The 18,947-nt window shown below is 45.9% G+C and carries 8 protein-coding genes; 2 read left to right on the forward strand and 6 right to left on the reverse strand.

The genetic code is table 11. The features are described from left to right. Position 1 precedes the first annotated feature (1 nt). The 6 genes from AAC855_RS01000 to yfcD form a co-directional block, all read right to left on the reverse strand. On the reverse strand, positions 2-769 hold the full coding sequence (locus AAC855_RS01000) for an SDR family NAD(P)-dependent oxidoreductase (RefSeq protein WP_340607795.1): 768 nt from the start codon (positions 767-769) through the stop codon (positions 2-4). After that, positions 766-3,888 (reverse strand): PfaD family polyunsaturated fatty acid/polyketide biosynthesis protein, encoded by a 3,123-nt coding sequence (locus AAC855_RS01005; protein WP_340607796.1) that lies wholly within the window; start codon positions 3,886-3,888, stop codon positions 766-768. The genes AAC855_RS01000 and AAC855_RS01005 overlap by 4 nt, the downstream gene beginning before the upstream one ends. Continuing rightward, on the reverse strand, positions 3,885-8,333 hold the full coding sequence (locus tag AAC855_RS01010) for a polyketide synthase family protein (protein WP_340607797.1): 4,449 nt from the start codon (positions 8,331-8,333) through the stop codon (positions 3,885-3,887). The genes AAC855_RS01005 and AAC855_RS01010 overlap by 4 nt, the downstream gene beginning before the upstream one ends. 177 nt (positions 8,334-8,510) lie before the next feature. Next, complete coding sequence (locus tag AAC855_RS01015) at positions 8,511-14,597, reverse strand: SDR family NAD(P)-dependent oxidoreductase (protein WP_340607798.1); 6,087 nt, start codon at positions 14,595-14,597, stop codon at positions 8,511-8,513. A gap of 194 nt (positions 14,598-14,791) precedes the next feature. Further along, the gene (locus AAC855_RS01020; protein ID WP_340607799.1) at positions 14,792-15,790 is read right to left on the reverse strand and encodes a DUF6347 domain-containing protein; all 999 of its coding nucleotides are present in this window, start codon (positions 15,788-15,790) and stop codon (positions 14,792-14,794) included. A gap of 667 nt (positions 15,791-16,457) precedes the next feature. Beyond that, entirely contained in the window at positions 16,458-16,973 is a 516-nt protein-coding gene (gene yfcD / locus AAC855_RS01025; protein WP_340607800.1) for an NUDIX hydrolase YfcD, read from the reverse strand. A gap of 126 nt (positions 16,974-17,099) precedes the next feature. Between yfcD and AAC855_RS01030 the strand changes: the two genes are divergently transcribed. Further along, positions 17,100-17,720 (forward strand): glutathione binding-like protein, encoded by a 621-nt coding sequence (locus AAC855_RS01030; RefSeq protein ID WP_340607801.1) that lies wholly within the window; start codon positions 17,100-17,102, stop codon positions 17,718-17,720. Between the two features lie 316 nt (positions 17,721-18,036). Next, the gene (locus AAC855_RS01035; RefSeq protein WP_340607802.1) at positions 18,037-18,945 is read left to right on the forward strand and encodes a TIGR01777 family oxidoreductase; all 909 of its coding nucleotides are present in this window, start codon (positions 18,037-18,039) and stop codon (positions 18,943-18,945) included. Positions 18,946-18,947: the final 2 nt, after the last annotated feature.

Consider the following 18,947-nt stretch of genomic DNA (forward strand, 5'->3'; position numbering starts at 1 on the left):
TTCATATGGTACCGACGCGCATTCCGCCATCCAGCGGGATCACCGCAGTATTGAGATAATTGGTTTTACAACTCGCCAGAAATCCGACAACTTCCGCCACATCTTCTGATGTTCCCCAACGTCCGACGGGCACAATGGAACGTACGATCTTATCTTCCGCCGCTGATTCCATTGGGGTTGAATTGACAAACTGCTCCAGCATGTCAGTTTTGCAGACCCCCGGAGCAATCGCTGTCACGCTGATATTCAGAGGGCCAAGTTCACGCCCCCAGGATTCCGTGGCAGAAATCAGACCCGCTTTGGATGCGCCATAGGCCGCTCCCCCCGCCGCGCCCCAAATACCGGCAATCGAGGCGATGTTAATGATGCGCCCGTATTTCTGCGCTGCCATGTAACGGACAAAAATCGATGTGCAGTTAAAGGCGCCGGTCAGATTGACATCTATCATTTTGGCAACTTCCGGTAGCCCCTGACCTGACAGGCAGAAAGTCCGGTGAATAATGCCGGCATTATTCACCAGTACCGTGATCGTTTTACCCCAAGTTTCAGTGATCTGTTGTGCGGCCTGTTCAACAGAGGCGGGATCAGTGACATCCATTTCAAATATCGCCAGAGATTCCGGCTGCCCGAGACGCTCCTTAAGGAGCGTCAGTTTTTGTATGCTGATATCGGTTGCAGCCACCTGGTAACCGATATCCAGCAAAGTGCTGGCAATCGCGGTGCCGAATCCCCCGCCTGCTCCGGTGACAACAGCAATCTGCCGGCTCATCCGGTAACCCCTTCTTTAAAAGCAATATCAATCACTTTGCGGGCATTTTCCATGGCATCGAAAATCCGCTCTTCGAAGAAACGTACGTCATCCTGTGACATCAGCAGATTGGGGTACATGCGGGATAATGGCGAGAACTGAATGCCATAGCGTTTGGAAATTTCACGGATGATGATGTCACAGAATTTAACTTTATCGCTGTAACCTTCAGTAGACATAACCGGTGTATCCTGAGAGTGATACACCAGCGCTGTCGGCATACCCTGTACCACCAGTGGTAAATCGACAGCTTCTGCGGCTTTCACAAAGGTATTCGAAATCTGGCGCATGATGCCGCCCATCCGGTCATAACAACCGGGGTCCTGTTCAATCAGGCTGAAAGTGGTTTTAATGGCAGCCAGTCCGAGTGGATAACCGTTGAACGTTCCGGCGTGAATAACTTTGCCGCGGGTATAGAGATTCATAATATCCCGACGTCCGGCAATGGCAGAGATTGGCATGGCTCCGCCACCCAGCGCTTTACCAAACGTCGCCAGATGCGGCGTCACACCCAGTATTTTCTGTGCTCCACCCAGCCCGATACGAACGCCGGTGATAATTTCGTCGAAAATCAGTACAATGTTGTATTTTTCACACAGTGCCTTGGTTTTCTCCAAATAGCCTTCGACCGGGAAAATTCCCCCGCCATTAATGCAGATCGGTTCCATCAGAACGGCACCAATTTCATCGTGGTAGCGCTCTATCGTCGCTGTCAGGATATCAATATCATTCCACGGCAACATAAAAGACTGATCTGTCATCACGTTAGGATCACGCCCCAATGTATCCAGCAGATCTCCCTTGAACTGCTCCGGCACCGGATAAGTCAGATCCTGTTTCTTGCGCCAGCCCATAATATTGTCGGCATTACCGTGATAGTGACCGTGGAAGCGGATAAAGCGGTTTTTACCGCTAAACGCACGGGCGAGACGCAGCGCATTCTGTACAGCTTCGGTTCCGCTCAGGCAGAAACGCACCATTTCAGCACAAGGAATATGTCTGACCATCGTTTCACAGACACTCACTTCCAAATCACAGGTATCAACGGAAGTGACTTTATTCATATATTCAATCAATGAGCTGTTGTAAGCCTCATTGTGATGCCCGACCAGTAATGCACCGAATTTACAAAACATATCCAGATGTTCATTACCATCCAGATCCCATACCCGGGATTTTTCCCCGCGATTAAACGGGATCACTAACGGACGCTCAGGATCACCAAAGTTATAGTGCGATCCTCCGGGCATCAGATCCCAGCATTTTTTATAAAAACCTTTTGAGTTATCCAGACAGAGTTTTGTTGAAGCATCCATAGATTCTTTACTCCTCACCTTTGATTTTTGATCAGGTTCTGTTTTTTGGTTAGATTCTATTTTTTGGTCAGGCATTTGTTTTGTAATGATTTTTTCTGTAACGCTTTGTTCTGTAAAACGTCGTTCTGTAACACCTTGTTTTGAGCTGTATTGCCCGTGACTCAACAACAGCTGCTGTTTTACCTGTTCAGGTACAACAACATTGAGTAATTCGAGTAGTGCTATGCGGGTCAGGCAGGCCGCCCCATTCATCAGAAGTCTGGCAATGTCACTGACATGCCGGTTTTCAACCGCCTCAAAAGGCGTGCCTTTCAGCCATTCATTCATGGCCCCCATTGCCGCACCGCACCAGATTTGGTAATCCATGTTACGCACGGGATCACCGGTAATCGCCCAGCGGGATGACTGACCGAGATACCACTGGAATACCAGCGCCATTTTTTTCTTTGGTTGTTTTTCTGCTTTGGCAATAATGTCGGGTTGATTCGTTGAGTGGAAATAGTCGATGGTTTCTTGCCAGATGTCTGACAGCGGTTTATGAAATATCTGTTTTTCCAGCAAAGTTATTTCTTGCTCTGGTAAGTCCTCCAGAGCGTCATGCTGTTTATACAGGCTGTACAGTTTCTGTGCCCGTACTGCATACATGCTGCCCTGTTTCAAAACCTGTACTTTGGCACCCAGTTCAAACATGTCTGCTGATGGCGCAGTAGCAACGTCGCTGATACGAGCCTGCCCCAACATTTTTTTCACGGCAGCAGATGTTCCTGCTTCCACACAACTCTGATTGACTGAGCCGGTGACAACATAAGCCGCTCCCAGTGCGAAAGCAGCCAGAATGGCATGGGGTGTTCCTAATCCTCCTGCTGCGCCGATCCGCACCTGATAACCGATTTGGCTTTCATCTGCCGCAATGTCATCCCGTAGTTGTACAACCGAGCGGAAAATGCAGGCCAGCACGCCCTGATCGGTATGCCCGCCGGAATCACCTTCTACGGTAATATCATCTGCCATTGAAACCTGACGGGCCAACTCAACCTGTTCAGCCGTAATCAGGCCGTCTGCCCGCAGTTTTTGCAGCAGGTTTTCGGGAGCCGGACGCAGGAAATGTTGGGCGACTTCCCGACGGGAAACTTTCGCTATCAGGCGATGGCGACGCAATACGGAGCCATCTGGCTGTTGAGCCAGCCCACTGACACGATAATAAACCAGTGCCGGACTGAGATTGATATAAGCTGAAGCCTCAATCACCCGAACCTGATTTTCTATGCACAGACGCACACAGGCCATTTCCCAGTCAGGGTTACCGGGGTTATGCAGCAAATTTACCCCAAACGGCCCTTCCGGTAATGCCTGCCGAATACGAGCAATCGCTGCGGTAATCCGGGGAATACGTAAACCGCCGGAACCAAAGATCCCCAGAATTCGTTGCCGCCCCAATGCAATAACCATCTCTTCAGAATGGATACCGTTTGCCATTGCACCGGCATAATAGGCGTAGTCCACACCATAATCTGCCATAAAACCGGCATTTCCCAGACTACCTGCCGTTATAGCAGGCAGACTCCCCAGAACAGTAACCCGATCTGTTATTGGCTCATCCGTGGATAGCAATTCCGTTGATAGCAATGAAATAGAAGTGCCGGATTTAACCACCCTCAGTTCAGCGCCCAAATCCTGCAAGCGAGGAACACTTTCCATCGATACAGAGTGTTTTAACAAACTGTTGTTTAACAAGTTTGACGAAATAGCTTTCGGCTGATTCATTTTGGGGCTTCCTGTTCCGGCTCTGCCGTTTGCGGTGGCTGACGACGGATGTACTTCACCCCCATGTTGTCACTGATCCCCACGACATTGCCGCGATAAAGAGTTTCTGCGATGAAAAACAAAGTGATCGAATCCAGTTTGTCGCCCTGCTGTTTATCAGCGGTATAGCGGGCATCAATGGATTTACAGGTCAGCCGGAATTGCAGCACATCCCGCGTACATTTCACTTCACCACGGAATTTGGCGCTGGTCGTATGTTCTGTCAGTGTCTGTACTTCCAGATCAGGCAGAGAATGTAACCCGAGATAAAACAAGTAGAATTTCATTAATTGCTCTGAACCTTCTACCAATAGCGTTCCCGGCATCACCGGATCATTTTTGAAATGTGCCCTGAACGCCCAGTGTTCAGGATCGATATCAAACTCTCCCACTATCTGCCCCAGACCAAATTCCCCACCCATTTTGTCAACGCTCAGGATCCGGCTTAGCATACGGGTATCCGGCGTACACAGGTTCTCGCTATGAATACGCCCATAGCCGGAACCGAAACAGGCAGACAAATCCCCATTCATAACATGCGTGATATCTTGTTGATTAAACGTGGTTTTGTCGCAGTGCAGAAATGCGCTGGGTAGGAATTCAGCATACGATGGCGTTTTCTGTCCCTGTCTGTCTGGTGATACCTTATTCGGGGAAGGCTTATCCGTTAATAAAAGCGTGAAGGGGTTTTCCGTGACCGCAGCTCTGGCTTTGGCAAAATAAGCCTTGCTATCAAAGGCACCCGCGTTTTCGATCTCCTTACGGCTAAAGAAGCCCGATGTGGCTACCAGCCGGAAAACCAGACGATCCCCCACATAGCAAAGATATTCGTAGCCCGCCAGAAACCGGCTTCCTACCCGTATAACAGAAGTGATATTGACACGTCCGCGTAATATTTCTCCTGCTTTCGGCATTTCGCTGTAGATTGTCGTGCTACAGTCAACCGCGCGGTAACAAAGCTGCCCTTTGAACAACATGTCACAACCAATCACGGTAAACGCGACAATCATCGCATGGGATGATTCCAGCGCGACAAACGAAGGAACGCGACCATTCACGGCATACCATGCATTTTCAGGAATATCGTATTCCCATTCGATGTAACAAGGTTCCAGCTTATCTTTAACAGCAGAAAGCCCCGTAATACGAGAAACAAACATAAACGGAGGGGATGGCATACGAGTACGGATCGGATAGTTATCGACTTCGGCATAATCCGCTCCCAGTATTTTTGCCACGCTCCCGTCGGTCAGCTCAAGTAATTGATGCTCATCAAAAATGACAGATGAAGCCACTGCGGTTTTCTCCGTTATGGACGACGCCTGATTGATTGATGAAATATCAGTGGATTGCGCTAAGTTCTGTTTTATCAATTGATAAAATGTCTGTTCCAGTTGCAGATAACACAACTGAGTACGGGCATTGCGTATGAAATGGTTCACTTCCGCTGGTGGAAAGGCTGGTTGAATAGTTTCCGTTTCTTTTGCTGATACGGCCTGTTGTTGTACAGAAACGGCTCTCAAAGGTGCGAAACGGGTTAATGTCTGCTCATTGAGAATGAACTCTTCTACTGTTTTTTCTCTTGCGGTATAAGTCGTTACTTTCAGACCGGGTTGATTTGATACCGGCGGCTGTGTCAGATGCGCTTTTTTTCCGTTTTGTGGTTCACTTAAAATGACGTGGCTGTAAGAACGGTCAATACCTAAATGGCTGATGGCAGCACGACGCGGAGCACCCTCTGAAGCAAGCCATGCCTGAGTCTGTGCCGGTAAATGGAATTTACCCGCAGCATGCTGGGCCAGCGTTTGTCTCTGAGGGTAATCCGGTAATATCGGCAAGTAACACTGTGTCAGTTGCAGGGCGGATTTGATAATGGCGAGCAAACCCGCAGACGCCGATAAATGACCATAATTTGCTTTCAGCGTACCAATAGCCGCAGTGGGTTTTCCGTCTTGTGCGCCATAAACTCGCCCGAGAGCAGACAGTTCCGTCGCAATCTCGCCGGATTTTCCCCCCGCATAAAGTTCAATATAGCCAACCTGATCCACACTACAGCCCGCCGCAGTCAGGCTTGACCGGGCAGCCGCAGCAATCGCGTCTTCATTGATTCGGAAATCCAGTGAATGATCCGGTACGTAACTGATGCCAATACCATCCAACATGGCATAAGCCGGAATATTTTCCTTGATGGCATCCTGTTCACGTTTGAGGACTATCACACCTCCCCCATCCCCGACTATCTGATTTCCATGCTCGGATTGGTGATCCCACAACACATTTTCCAGACTGCCACCAAAACTGCTGCTGGCAATCATAACTGCATCCACATGCTGTCTGTTCAGCATAAACTGAGCCAGTTCCAGAGCCTTAAACGGAGAGCTTTCTTCGTTATAAAGCGTAAAGGCCGGGCCATTCAGTTTCAGATGTGCAGCCAGACGGCTCGCCACAATATTACCGATTCCGCCGGTGATACCTTCGGGATAAGGTTTCGGGAACAGGCTATCTTTAACAATGTCCTGCAATGCGATGGTATCTTCTGCCGATAGCTGAATACCGTGACTCTCCAGACTTTGTTTCAATTGCCAGCTAATTTCATTACGTACCTGATAACGCAGACAGCTGTAGTCAATTCCTCCCGCCACAATGACGGCGATATTACGTTTACTGCCATCCAGCTGATATCCCGCATCAAGAAAAGCCCGCTCCGCAATTGGCAACAAAAACAAATGGCAGCTGAGGTGCGCTCCGATAACATTGGGGGGTAATTTGAATTTCCTGCAATCAACGTCAAAAGTTTCAATATAGGCGCCTAACGGCGGCTGACTGATCCCGCGCATCGCCAGAATATCCGGCCGTTTTTCCATACCAATCCAACGGGTTTTCGGCAGCGGATAAAAGTGTTGGGTTCCCTGCTGTAACGTCTGATCCAGTGTCAGGTTATCTTCTGTTTTTGCCAGATGAACACCCATACCCACAATCGCCAGACGCTCCGTTTTCTGCATTTTTTTCATCTGAGAGGGGATACAGGCAGACCGCCGTTCAGGACTATCTTCACTGATAACCATATGTCCGTTGACACCACCGAAACCAAAAGCATTAATACCGGCTCTTTTGGGACGATGACGCTCAGGCCAGGGTCTGGCCTGCCGCACGATATGATTGATATTGAGTTTGCCTTGCGGTGTCGATACCAGTTGATTAACCCGTGGCGTGGCCGGGATCAGATTATGCTGCATAGCCAACAGCACTTTCAGCAGACTGCCCATGCCTGATGCAGTCAGCATGTGACCATTGATGGCTTTATTCGCACCAATTAATGGAATGTTTTCACTTTCATCAGAATTTTTATTGCCACCAAAAAAAGCCTCAATCGTTGACAGCTCAATTTGATCGCCGATATTGGTGCCGGTTGCATGACATTCAATGTAATCAATTTCCCGCAGGCAGTTCTGATAGGCTCGCTCCAGTGCAATATTCTGTCCTTGTTGATCCGGTACCAACAAATGTTTAGTACCCGCATCATTAGATAACCCAATGGCTTCAATCACCCCATATATTTTATCGTTATCACGCACCGCATCGGAGTAACGTTTGATAGCGACAACGCCGACACCTTCACCGGCTTTTACCCCTTTGGATGATTTATCAAAAGGAATAGAATCCCCTTTTTCCGGGAAAACCTGCAATATATTAAATCCGTGATCAATATAAATATGATCCACATGACAGATTGAACCAACCAACATCATGTCAGCCTTGTGACTGAGAAGATAATCCGCTCCCAGTTTGATGGCATACAATGCTGATGCACAGGCGGCATCAAGACAATACCGAGGCCCGGATAACCCTAATGCTAATGCCGCAATTGTGGCGTTATAGCCACCGGTTATTAAATTCTGCTCAGAATGATTAGCCTGAGGCCAGAATTGATTAAACTTAAAATCCGGTTGCCCAATTAATTCTCTGATATAAGGCTGTAATATTTTGTGATAAAACGGATTCATTAATTGTTTAGTGGAATGAGTCGGCATACCGATACTGCCGAGAATTAATCCGGTTTTTTGCAGAATATTTTTATGCTGGCGATAGCCACTATCATTTAATGCCTGATCTGCGGCATAAATTGTCCATTTAAATAGATCGTCCAGTGTATTTAATTCTTCTTCCGGCAAATGATAACCTTTGCCATCAAAATGAAAATCACGGACATGACCATTATTAATATAATTAATTGTGTCAGGTTTACCCGCTTCAGAAGAATAATAACAGGCCGGATCAACACCTAATTCCTGAGCTGACAACGGGGTGGAACAATCTTTTTCATGTAATAGATTATCCCAGTATTTTTCAGGGGTATCCGCACCGGGAAATAAACATCCGGTTCCAATAATAGCAATATGTTCCATAAAGGAGAGACTCCTTAATATGATAGCGTTTCCCTGAGCGGATATTTTCGTTCAGGTCTATTATTTTATTATTGACAAGCCATAATTATTTTTTGATATACACTTCGTCTTTCAAGGTGCATTTTTGTCGGCTGTGATAACTTACCACTACGACGCACCTTGAAATCCGTTAAAATATCATGGTGTCATTTTTTTCGGGGCCATATACGTTTTTCCACCAATAGTAATCTGGCGTGTGCGGGAATCGCAGAATTCATGGACAAAACGCTGTATTCCTTCTTCAAGCGGGATAATCACCATATTCTGAGCTTTATAGGCCCGTTTAAGCACATCGCTGACCATACCGCCATCCCACGGCCCCCAGTTCACCGAGCGAATTATCTGCTTGTTTTTGTTGTGAAACGGCAGGTAAGCAAATTTATTCAGTATTTCATTCGCCAGTGAGTAATCCGTCTGCCCTGCATTACCAAAAAATCCGGCAACAGATGAAAACAGGATGATATGTCGCAGAGATGTGCAGTCTATTGCGCGACATATATTTTCAAGCCCTCTGACTTTGGCATACAAAACTGAATGTAAATCAGCCAGTGTTTTCTTTTCAATCCGCTTATCCGCCAGATTACCAGCACCATGAATCAACCCCGTTATCTGACCGAATTGCTGCTGTGCTTTCTCCAGTGCGGTTTTCACTTGTTCCGGCTCAGTAATATCACAATGCAGGTATATCACCCGTGCCCCTGCCTGCCTGATCGCCTCTAGTGTGGCATTAATCTCATCAACATGGATCAGGCGGCTTAGCATGTTATTCACTTTCACCGGTGTCGGTTGAATACCCTGTTCCTGAAGATAATCAATGGCTGCTGCTTTACGTTCAGACAGGGTTGTTTTACCTGCTGACCATACCGGCAGCGGGGCGGTAATATCAGTACGCCCGAGCAGAATAAACGCCGCCTGACTCTGTTTTGCCAGTTCAGTAATGCAGTGTGCAGTTATGCCACGGGCACCTCCGGTGACGACCAGAACATCACGGGTACTGACCTGCATCTCGGGTGTCACTGACAGTGCTTTTTCTTCTGTCAGTGACAATGTCATGCGTTCATTATTCACACCACGCCCGATTTCACCCATCTCAGTCCGGTTGTCCTGAAGCTCTTCCATCACTATTTTTGCCACATCACGATCTTTGACGCTGGCATCGATGTCTACTGTCCGGCAGAAAACATTAGCCCATTCAATATTCAGCGATTTTGTCAGCCCGGTGATACCCGCAGAAACGACAGGTAAATACTCACGGCCGGAGGTCAGCAGTTCACCATCTCCCCGCATAATCACCATGAAATATCCCGATCTTTTCCCATCGCCCGTAAGGCTCCTTTGCAAGCGTTTAGCTAACAGAAAAGTTGTCTCAACTGAACGATAATCCTGCTCACTGAAGACATCCGTCAGCCCCTTAACTGGCTGTTTGACCGCCTGTAAATAGATAACGCCGTCAATAGAGCCATGTTGCCGTTCAATATCTGTCAGGGCGGCATCCAGTAACGATTCATCGCTCATTGATGCCTGATCCCGCCTCAGTGACATAATGACAACTCTCTGCCCCTGCGCTTTCAGTGACTCAGCAATATTATTCGCACAAGTACCCGCACAAGTATCCGCACAAGTCGAACCGACTGTTTCTTCATCGACGATCAGCCAGCATTTCGGGGATGCAAAAACATCCTGCAAACGCTCCGGCATCGGCAATGCTTGTTTTACCACTGCAAAACGGGAAACAGGCGAGGCAGCAAAAGGGACTTTTTCCGTTTCTTTGTTCGGTGTTTCTTTGCTCAAAACGTCTTTATTCAATACAGTGTGTTGATTCAGTACAGGCTGAACCGCAGAGGTTTCTATCCGTTGCGATTCAGCCAACTGCTTTTTTACATTAGTACTCGCAGATGAGGTCATGGTTGATGTAACGAACCCCAGAGAGCGTAATTTATCTGATTGCTCGCCTCTGTCCGCCGCCATTTCTTTCGGCTGCTTTTCAACAGGATGGCTTTCTGCCAGTGATGGGGTATGCTCTGATCCCGAACCATTCTCCCTGCTATATAAGGCAGCAATCGCTTCATCGACCATCTCCCTGAAGAAGCTACTCATTCTGGCGATAGTACTCAGTGAATCGACTTCGAAGTTTTCCAAGTCTTTATTTCTTGATGTTTCACCGTACAACTCCAGATTTGCCGAGAAGGCATCAAACATTGCGCCAAAAATTTCCAACCGTTTGATGGAGTCAATTCCCAAATCAGCTTCCAGATCCATCTCCGGGCTGATCATATCTTGCGGATAACCCGTTCTTTCACTGACGATATTCACCAGTTGGCTGATAATGTTTTCTATAGTGATCTGATCAAGACGCCTGACCAGCTTTTCGATTTCCGGTGTGAGTTTTTGTGTTTTTACTTTAATTTCAGCCGGTTCTGGTTTAACAGGCTCATTTGCAGGTTCGGAAGCGGCCATCGATACCATCGGTGCAACCGGCATTTCTGGCATTTCTGGCATTTCTGGCATTTCTGGCATTTCTGGCATTTCCGGTACGACTGGGCGTACAGCCACAACCGCTTCCATTCTTTCTGTTTTTTCTATTTTTTCTGTTTTTTCTATTTTTTCTGTTTTTTCTGCTGAACGGATGTCCGGCACTACGGTCGAAATCGGTTCAACAGGCTTAACCGGAGCAGAGTATTCAACAGCAGGCGATGTCACATGGCTCACCGATGGTGATGACGTAGGCGAGGATGGCATAGACGATAATGACATAGCAGAAGTTACCTGTCCGGACTGGAACAGACTCTGCTGAGTCATGAAATAACGCTCATGGTTGGTATGATACAGTTCAAGATTTTTATCCAACAACTGAACACTCTGACTCAGGCTGGAGAGCATCACTGACAGATTCTGATGATCCCGGCAGGTTTCCATCAAATTGTATTGCTTTTCCAACAACATACTCAGCAACTGAATATACTCTTTCTGATTTGTCTGGAATTGCTGATGTAGTTGGCTCATCACTTGTTGGGCCTGCAACAGTTCATTTAGTGTGTCGGCATTCAGGCTTTCACTTATTTTATTATTCTGTTCCATAGGGTTATCTCGTTTTTGAATAATTGTCAGTACGTTCTGTCGGATAAATTCGGCTGAAACGGGCTGGTTATGTTCTACCACTTTTTCGGTTTCAATCTCGGTTTCAATCTCGTTTTTAAAATCACTTTCAGCGATAACTTCGACTCTACTTTCAACTTCATAAACAGGGGGACTTTCAACTTCTGCCTGTACGGGCAAAGATCCTGCGATAAACCGCTCAACAACAGCATGATCACCAACACGCAAGGCATGCTGGCGCCGGGCTTTATTTTTTTCAGACAGGAAGAAACCGCCACTTAATCTGAACGTCAGACGTCTGCTTCTTTCTTCTTCCACAGGCTGGAGGCGGACATACCGGTTGATATCCCGCAGCTTTACTCCTTCTGCCAGTAACCGGGCCTGAACACGGGCTAGCTGTAATCTCTCCTCCCCTTTATCGGTGGGGTTAGTTGAAATCACGGTGTGCTCGCGATTTTTCAGAATATCGGACACTAATTTGCCCAGAACGCCTTTTGGCCCGAACTCAACAAATAAACGCCCTCCTTGTTGGTAGATTGCTTCTATGGTCTGGCGGAATTTGACGGGTTTTATCAGCTGCTCGGCCAATAATTCTCTGATCAGCTGCGGTGTGCGGCTATAAGGTTCTGCTGTGGCACTGGAAAATAACTGGCACTCCGGTGACTGGAAGTTAATATCCGCCAGATATTCACGATAAGGCTGATAAGCGGGCTGGATAAATCGGGTATGGAAAGCGGCAGATACCGGCAGAATACGACAATGAACGCCCTGTTTTTTCAATTCATCATGCAGTTGATTAATCTGAGCAGTCTCTCCTCCGAAGACGACCTGCTGTTCAGAGTTATCATTGGCAATAATAACGCCTGTATAACGGTGGAGGATTTCTCCACGCCGGGCGTGGGGCAATGATGCCGCCAGCATTGCACCGGCATCAGAGCCTGTGCCACAAAGCCGATTCGCTGATGCGGCGGCTCGGCCTCTGGCAAGGGAAACCCGATGAAAATCTTTGTCGGAAAGAACACCCGCTGCCCAAAGTGCCGTTACCTCACCATAACTGTGACCGGCTACAAAATCAGGCCTGAATCCCATATTGCCCAATATATTGAAATAACCGGCGCTAACTGCCCCCAATGCCGGCTGAGCATTAGCGGTGTCTGTCAGCCGCTGCTGCTGTCCGGCATACTCTTCATCTGAAAAAGCCGGAACAGGGTATATGATCGGGGATAATTCGTGACCTGATTCATTGACAGCCACATCATCCAGCACTTCCAGTGCCTGACGCATTTCAGGGTAGTCATTGGCAATATCCCGCGCCATATTTACATATTGCGAACCCTGCCCCGGAAACAGAGCAACGATCCTGCCATCCAGCATTTTTCCTTCAGGCTGATAATAGATCCCGTGAGGATGTTCCCAACCTTCTGTGCTGTTTTTCTGTAATTGACTGATCGCAATGGAAAGCAGTTTCACTGTTTGTTCTATCGACTGAGAAACGAACAGTATTCTGGCCTGATGCTGCTGTAAATTATCAATATCTTGTTGTTCAAGATGCCGACGGATGGCATTTTCCGCTGCATCACGGGTAAAGAGGGATAACGTGGATTCACACTGCGTAAGTAATTCAGCGGGATTTTCCCCTTTAAGCAACACAACCCAAGGTGATTCATTCAACCGATAACGGCCATTGGCCTGTTTCTCGTATTCCTCCAGAATGGCATGAAAGTTAGTGCCACCGAAACCAAATGCACTCAATGCCGCCCGGCGCGGCGCATTTCTGAACGAACGTAGCCACGGTCTGGATTCACTGTTGACATAGAACGGACTGGTTTCCGACATCAACAAATCTGTTGGTTTTTCCACATTAATTGTCGGTGGTAATACCTTATGATGTAACGCCAGTGCCACTTTGATCATCGAAGCCGCGCCAGCGGCGCAACGGGTATGCCCAATCTGAGATTTGATACTGCCGATTGCCACCGATTTCGGCGGAAGCTGAAACTCCCCAAAGACCGCATGCAGGCTCTTGAGTTCAGTATCATCACCGGAAGCGGTTCCGGTACCATGTGCTTCAACGAGCTGAATATCAGCCGGCATAATACCTGCACTGGCATAAGCCCGTTTCAGGGCTTTTACCTGCCCTTCCAGACGGGGAGCAAAAATACTCTTTGCACGACCATCACTGGAGGCTTCAACGGATTTGATGACTGCATAGATTTTGTCGCCATCCAGCTCTGCATCTTCAAGGCGCTTTAACACCAGCATTCCCACACCATCCCCCAGCATCATGCCATCAGCGCTCTGGTCGAAGGGACGGGATACGTTATTTCTCGATAAGGCAGGGGTTTTACTGAAACAAAGGAAAGAGAAAATGGAGTTTTCCAAATTGACACCGCCCGTTAAGACAGCATCACAGCTACCGGAATGTAATTCCCCGATAGCGGCCTTGATTGCGGCAAGGCTGCTGGCACAAGCGGCATCCACCATATAGGATGTCCCACCGAGATCAAAATAACTGGCGATCCTGCCGCAGGCCACATTACCCAAAAACCCCGGAAAACTGTCTTCGTTCCATTCCAGATACATTCCGTGCGCACGTTCAATAATTTCATCGGCAACTTCTTCGGAAAGACCTGCCTTTGTCATGATTTCACGCAGATAAGGGGCCTGTTGGCGGGCAGCCAGCGAAAATGAGGTATTGCCGTTGCCACCACCACCTAAAATCACACCAATACGATCACGGTCAGTCTTACTGTTTTGCGGATCCAGCAAACCAGCATCCTGCATTGCCTGTTTAGCCACATACAAGGCAAATAACTGAGCTGTACTGAGTGAATCGAGAATAGCGGGAGGAATTTTAAATTCGACCGGATCAAAATCAATCGCAGGCACAAAGCCGGCTCGATGACCATAGGTTTTATCAGTGGCTGTCGGGTCTGGATGATAAAAGTCTTCTTTTTTCCAATATTCTTCTTTTGACATCTCCGTGATATCGATCAGCGAATCCTTTTTGCCTATGATGTTTTCCCAGAATTGATATAAATTCGGGGCATCAGGGAAATGAGTTGCCATCCCGACAATCGCAATATCTCCATTAATTTTTCTGTCATGCAAAAAATATGTCCTGGACATACATCCCTCGCGTTCTGAATAAAGCAATCCCATATCCAGCGCATATCTCATGCACTGTATTGAGTGTTTTCACTGTTATCTGCTATCAGGAACACCATACTCAACCTATTAAGCATATTTCTGAGTATGTTTTCAAATACCCGCAGCTCAAATAGATTAGCAAGATATTCTGACAAAAATATTAATTAAACGTTTTAGGATAACGTTTTTGATCTGCCTCTTAATAACCCGGCTAATGAACCTGCTATAGCCGCCGCAGCTCCGACAATTGTTTCAATAACTATTATTTGTATTAGAGAGAAGTGATCAATAGATAAAAATTTAGATGCAATAAAAATTAATGTTATGACACCACCACTGAAAACATGAATGAGAAAATACATTGAGTATTCATCAAGTTTATCATCTTTTTCAAAGTGTAATAAATTTGCTTTAATATCGAGGATAGATTGTTTTTGTGTTACATAAGCTATCCATAGAGAAATAATATAAGATGTTCCGCCTGCACTGAAGGCTACCATTGAAACGGTAATTACATCTGTAAAATTACCACTCTCGGCCCGAAAATAACCATATGCCAATAACCCTGCAATCGCAGCACCAATAATTGCCCAAGGTAAAAAATAATTAAATATTATATGAGAGTCACTATCTTCTTCTTTTACTTCTCCCTTTGCCGTGGAGAATAGTTGGCCATAAAGTTCAATAGCGTAATTTTTAAGTCTGGATACAATGAAACAACTTGAAAGTAATATCAATAAAAAACTGCCGATTAGTGCCAGCCAAATATTTAATTTTGACGAAACAGAGATACTCTGTAATAAAAAACAAAATGGCAGGATCAATATAATATAAAACATAACGGCATAGAGGGTAATCAATCCCCATAACCGGTAAACATGCCCATTCTTGTTTATCAGCTTATCTGACTTTCTGATATTACCAGAGAGGGTTTGTTGACTATATTTATCCGAGGAAGATTTTACATTATCAAATATAATCTCAAAAGAAACTGTAACAATAGAAACTAAAGGGTAAATAATAAGATAAATACTGGCCGAAGGCGCTTCCCCCTGTAAACCACACAGGAAAAAATAAATTCCGCCAATAATAGTGATATCAATAAAGCTGCGCACAATAGCATTGGAAAAATCGGCCATTGTCAGATGTTTTTTGTGATTCAATGAAGCCATAACACTCCCCTAATCAACCTGACCTAAAAGACGAAGCTTATATTAAGTATATTTGTTATTTTCTTCATTATAAATTTTATCATGTTTGTCGCTATTAAGATAAACGACTAACGTTTTACGTAACAGGATATTGGTATACCTTTAATCCATTATTGTTTCAATTTAAAAAATTACTTTACCCTAAGAAAAATCACAGGTTATTCTTTAAAAAACAAATAAATAACATCATTTAGATACAAAAAAAGATTAATTAATATGTGATAGATAAAAAATATCAGGAAAGCAGGATGAATAAAATATTCATCAATGAGCAAAGATTAAAAACAGCTGATTATTTATCTGAAAAATTAACGGAGAAGTTAGAAAAACAAAAAAATGACAAAATCTGAGATACTATATTGTCAAATAAATCTAACGATTATATACACTTCACCTTTCAAGTTGCCTCTTTGTTGGCTGCGCTCACTCACTCCAGTCACAGCCCGGTCACATAGTTATCTATGTCCCCGGGAATGAATTCTCTTGCCACCGCGACGCCGCTTGAATTCCATTGTGTATAGTGCATTCCTGCTGATATTCGGTGAGGTTTTACATCAGACTTTGCTATGCAGAATGAAGCGTTATGGCTCCATTCTGCTGATACGCAATAAAAAGGGGATATTTTGGATCAGGATAATTTATTACGGGACAACCATAGAGAAAGGGCCTTCAACGAATCTGGCGTAAATTCATCACATCGGGCTGCAATTTCTTCCGCTGATAACCAGTAAACCGCAGAAACCTCTTCTTCCTGTAATGCAAATGGCCCGTGGCTGACACAGCTGAACAAGCCTGCCCATATACGGCAGATTTTTTCTTCATAATAGAAGATCCCATGTTCAGCAAAAGGAATTCCCGCGATTCCCAGTTCTTCTTCAGCTTCACGACGGGCTGATTCAAGCAGATGCTCACCCATCGTTACGACTCCACCAGCAGTGGCATCCAGTTTACCGGGGTAAAAATCTTTTGTTTCTGTACGGTGCTGAACCAGAATTTTTCCCATTCCATCATGTACAACAATATAAGTTGCCCGATGCCTCAGGTTTTGATTACGCATTTGCTCACGGGTTGCCTGCGCGATGACTTCATTTTCTTCATTGACAATATCAACCCACTCAATATCTACTGATTTTTCTTGAGTCATCTTCAAACCTTTACTAAATAATATATATGCCGACTTTTGCTTCGGTGGAATTTTACAGCCAAACAGGAACAATGGTAATGTAATATATCTAACATTAATCCTAACGTTATTATTACTAGAGGTTATATGATAGACCTATACTATGCCCCTACACCTAATGGTTATAAAATCGCGCTGTTCCTTGAAGAAGCGGGTCTCCCTTATACGATTTACCCAATCAATATAAGCGCCAATGAACAGTTCACTCCAGAGTTTCTTGCCATTTCACCCAATAATAAAATCCCTGCCATTGTCGACCATCAGCCTGTCGATGGAGGAGACCCCGTCTCTCTCTTCGAATCAGGTGCTATTTTGCTCTATCTGGCCGAAAAAACCGGGAAATTATTGAGCCAGAATGAACGGGAACGTATCCGGCAATTACAGTGGCTATTCTGGCAGGTTGGAGGATTCGGCCCGATGCTCGGACAAAATCATCACTTTAACCACTATGCGCCTGAAGTCGTTCCCTACGCGATAAATCGCTATGTAACAGAAACTCAGCGGCTATACAATGTACTGAATACCCAGTTGGAAAAAACGCCTTATCTCGGCGGCAATGAGTACAGTATTGCGGATATTGCTACTTATCCGTGGGCGTATCGCTATGAACATCAAAAAATTAATTTGCAGAATTATCCCGCTGTAGAAAAGTGGTTAGAAAAAATCAGCCAGCGTCCTGCAACGCAAGCCGTCTACAATAAGCCATAAAGTAATAAGTATGTATCCAAGCTGGCTCTTTGTCGGCTGCGCACCCCCCGATATCAGCACTTATGCTATCGGGGGCCGCTTCTTTGTCGCCGTGAAGTCGTTTGAAATTTTCTGGGCCTAATCATTTATCCGCGTGAATTTTTCACCTGAAAACTTGATGTCGATAGCAGATAACAGCATATTTCGCTGCTGTATACATCATCCCTTGCTATAGTCAGTCACTGGCTATACTTCGCGTTTTTCAGGATACCATCTGGTTGTTGTACCTGAGAGATCCCAGATATACCCACTTTTGCTTTGTTCACAAGGAGTGGTTATGCATATTTTAGTTACAGGGGGAACCGGACTGATAGGCCGACAGTTAATCTATCAATTACTTTCACTCTCCCACTCCATCACTGTTTTGAGCCGTTCTCCACAAAAAGTTTATTCTTTATTCAGTGATAAGGTGGAATGCTGGACAACATTGAATGATCGGAACAATCTGAATGGCTTTGATGCAGTTATCAATCTTGCCGGTGAACCTATCGTAGATAAGCGATGGACACCCAAACAAAAAGATAAACTCTGCCAGAGCCGCTGGAAACTGACCGAAAAATTAAGTGCGTTGATAAGAGCAGGTGAGTCTCCTCCTTCTGTTTTTATTTCCGGTTCAGCCGTCGGATATTATGGCGATCAAGGGCAATCTCTTGTCTCAGAAGATGACCCTCCCCATGATGAATTTTCCCATCAGCTCTGTGAACGCTGGGAACAACTGGCCTTACAGGCTAAAAGTGAAAAAACCCGGGTATGTTTGCTGAGGACAGGTATTGTGCTGGCAAGTCAGGGAGGTGCGCTCAGTAAAATGCTGCCTATGTTCCGTTTAGGGCTTGGGGGAGCGATAGGAGATGGTAGGCAATATATGCCGTGGATCCATATTGATGATATGGTCAGTGGTATTTATTATCTGCTGGTTTCTCCTGAGCTGGAAGGCCCTTTCAATATGACTGCGCCCTATCCTGTTCATAATGATCAGTTCAGCGCAATACTCGCTAAAGTGCTGCATCGTCCCGCTGTGTTCCGGCTCCCGGCTTTCGTATTAAAAATCGTGATGGGAGAAGCTGCAACACTGGTATTAGGCGGGCAACAGGCGATACCGAAGCGGCTGGAAGAAGCCGGATTCGGCTTCCGCTATTTTGAATTAGAAGAAACCCTAAAACAGTTACTAACGGGAAACGTCAGGTAATA

This window comes from Xenorhabdus bharatensis (assembly GCF_037996705.1).
Lineage (GTDB): Bacteria > Pseudomonadota > Gammaproteobacteria > Enterobacterales > Enterobacteriaceae > Xenorhabdus > Xenorhabdus bharatensis.

Excerpts from the sequence above, each read along its gene's own strand:
- AAC855_RS01000 (WP_340607795.1), bottom strand. The coding sequence starts at position 769 with ATGAGCCGGCAGATTGCTGTTGTCACCGGAGCAGGCGGGGGATTCGGC.
- AAC855_RS01005 (WP_340607796.1), bottom strand. The coding sequence starts at position 3,888 with ATGAATCAGCCGAAAGCTATTTCGTCAAACTTGTTAAACAACAGTTTG.
- AAC855_RS01010 (WP_340607797.1), bottom strand. The coding sequence starts at position 8,333 with ATGGAACATATTGCTATTATTGGAACCGGATGTTTATTTCCCGGTGCG.
- AAC855_RS01015 (WP_340607798.1), bottom strand. The coding sequence starts at position 14,597 with ATGTCCAGGACATATTTTTTGCATGACAGAAAAATTAATGGAGATATT.
- AAC855_RS01020 (WP_340607799.1), bottom strand. The coding sequence starts at position 15,790 with ATGGCTTCATTGAATCACAAAAAACATCTGACAATGGCCGATTTTTCC.
- yfcD (WP_340607800.1), bottom strand. The coding sequence starts at position 16,973 with ATGACTCAAGAAAAATCAGTAGATATTGAGTGGGTTGATATTGTCAAT.
- AAC855_RS01030 (WP_340607801.1), top strand. The coding sequence starts at position 17,100 with ATGATAGACCTATACTATGCCCCTACACCTAATGGTTATAAAATCGCG.
- AAC855_RS01035 (WP_340607802.1), top strand. The coding sequence starts at position 18,037 with ATGCATATTTTAGTTACAGGGGGAACCGGACTGATAGGCCGACAGTTA.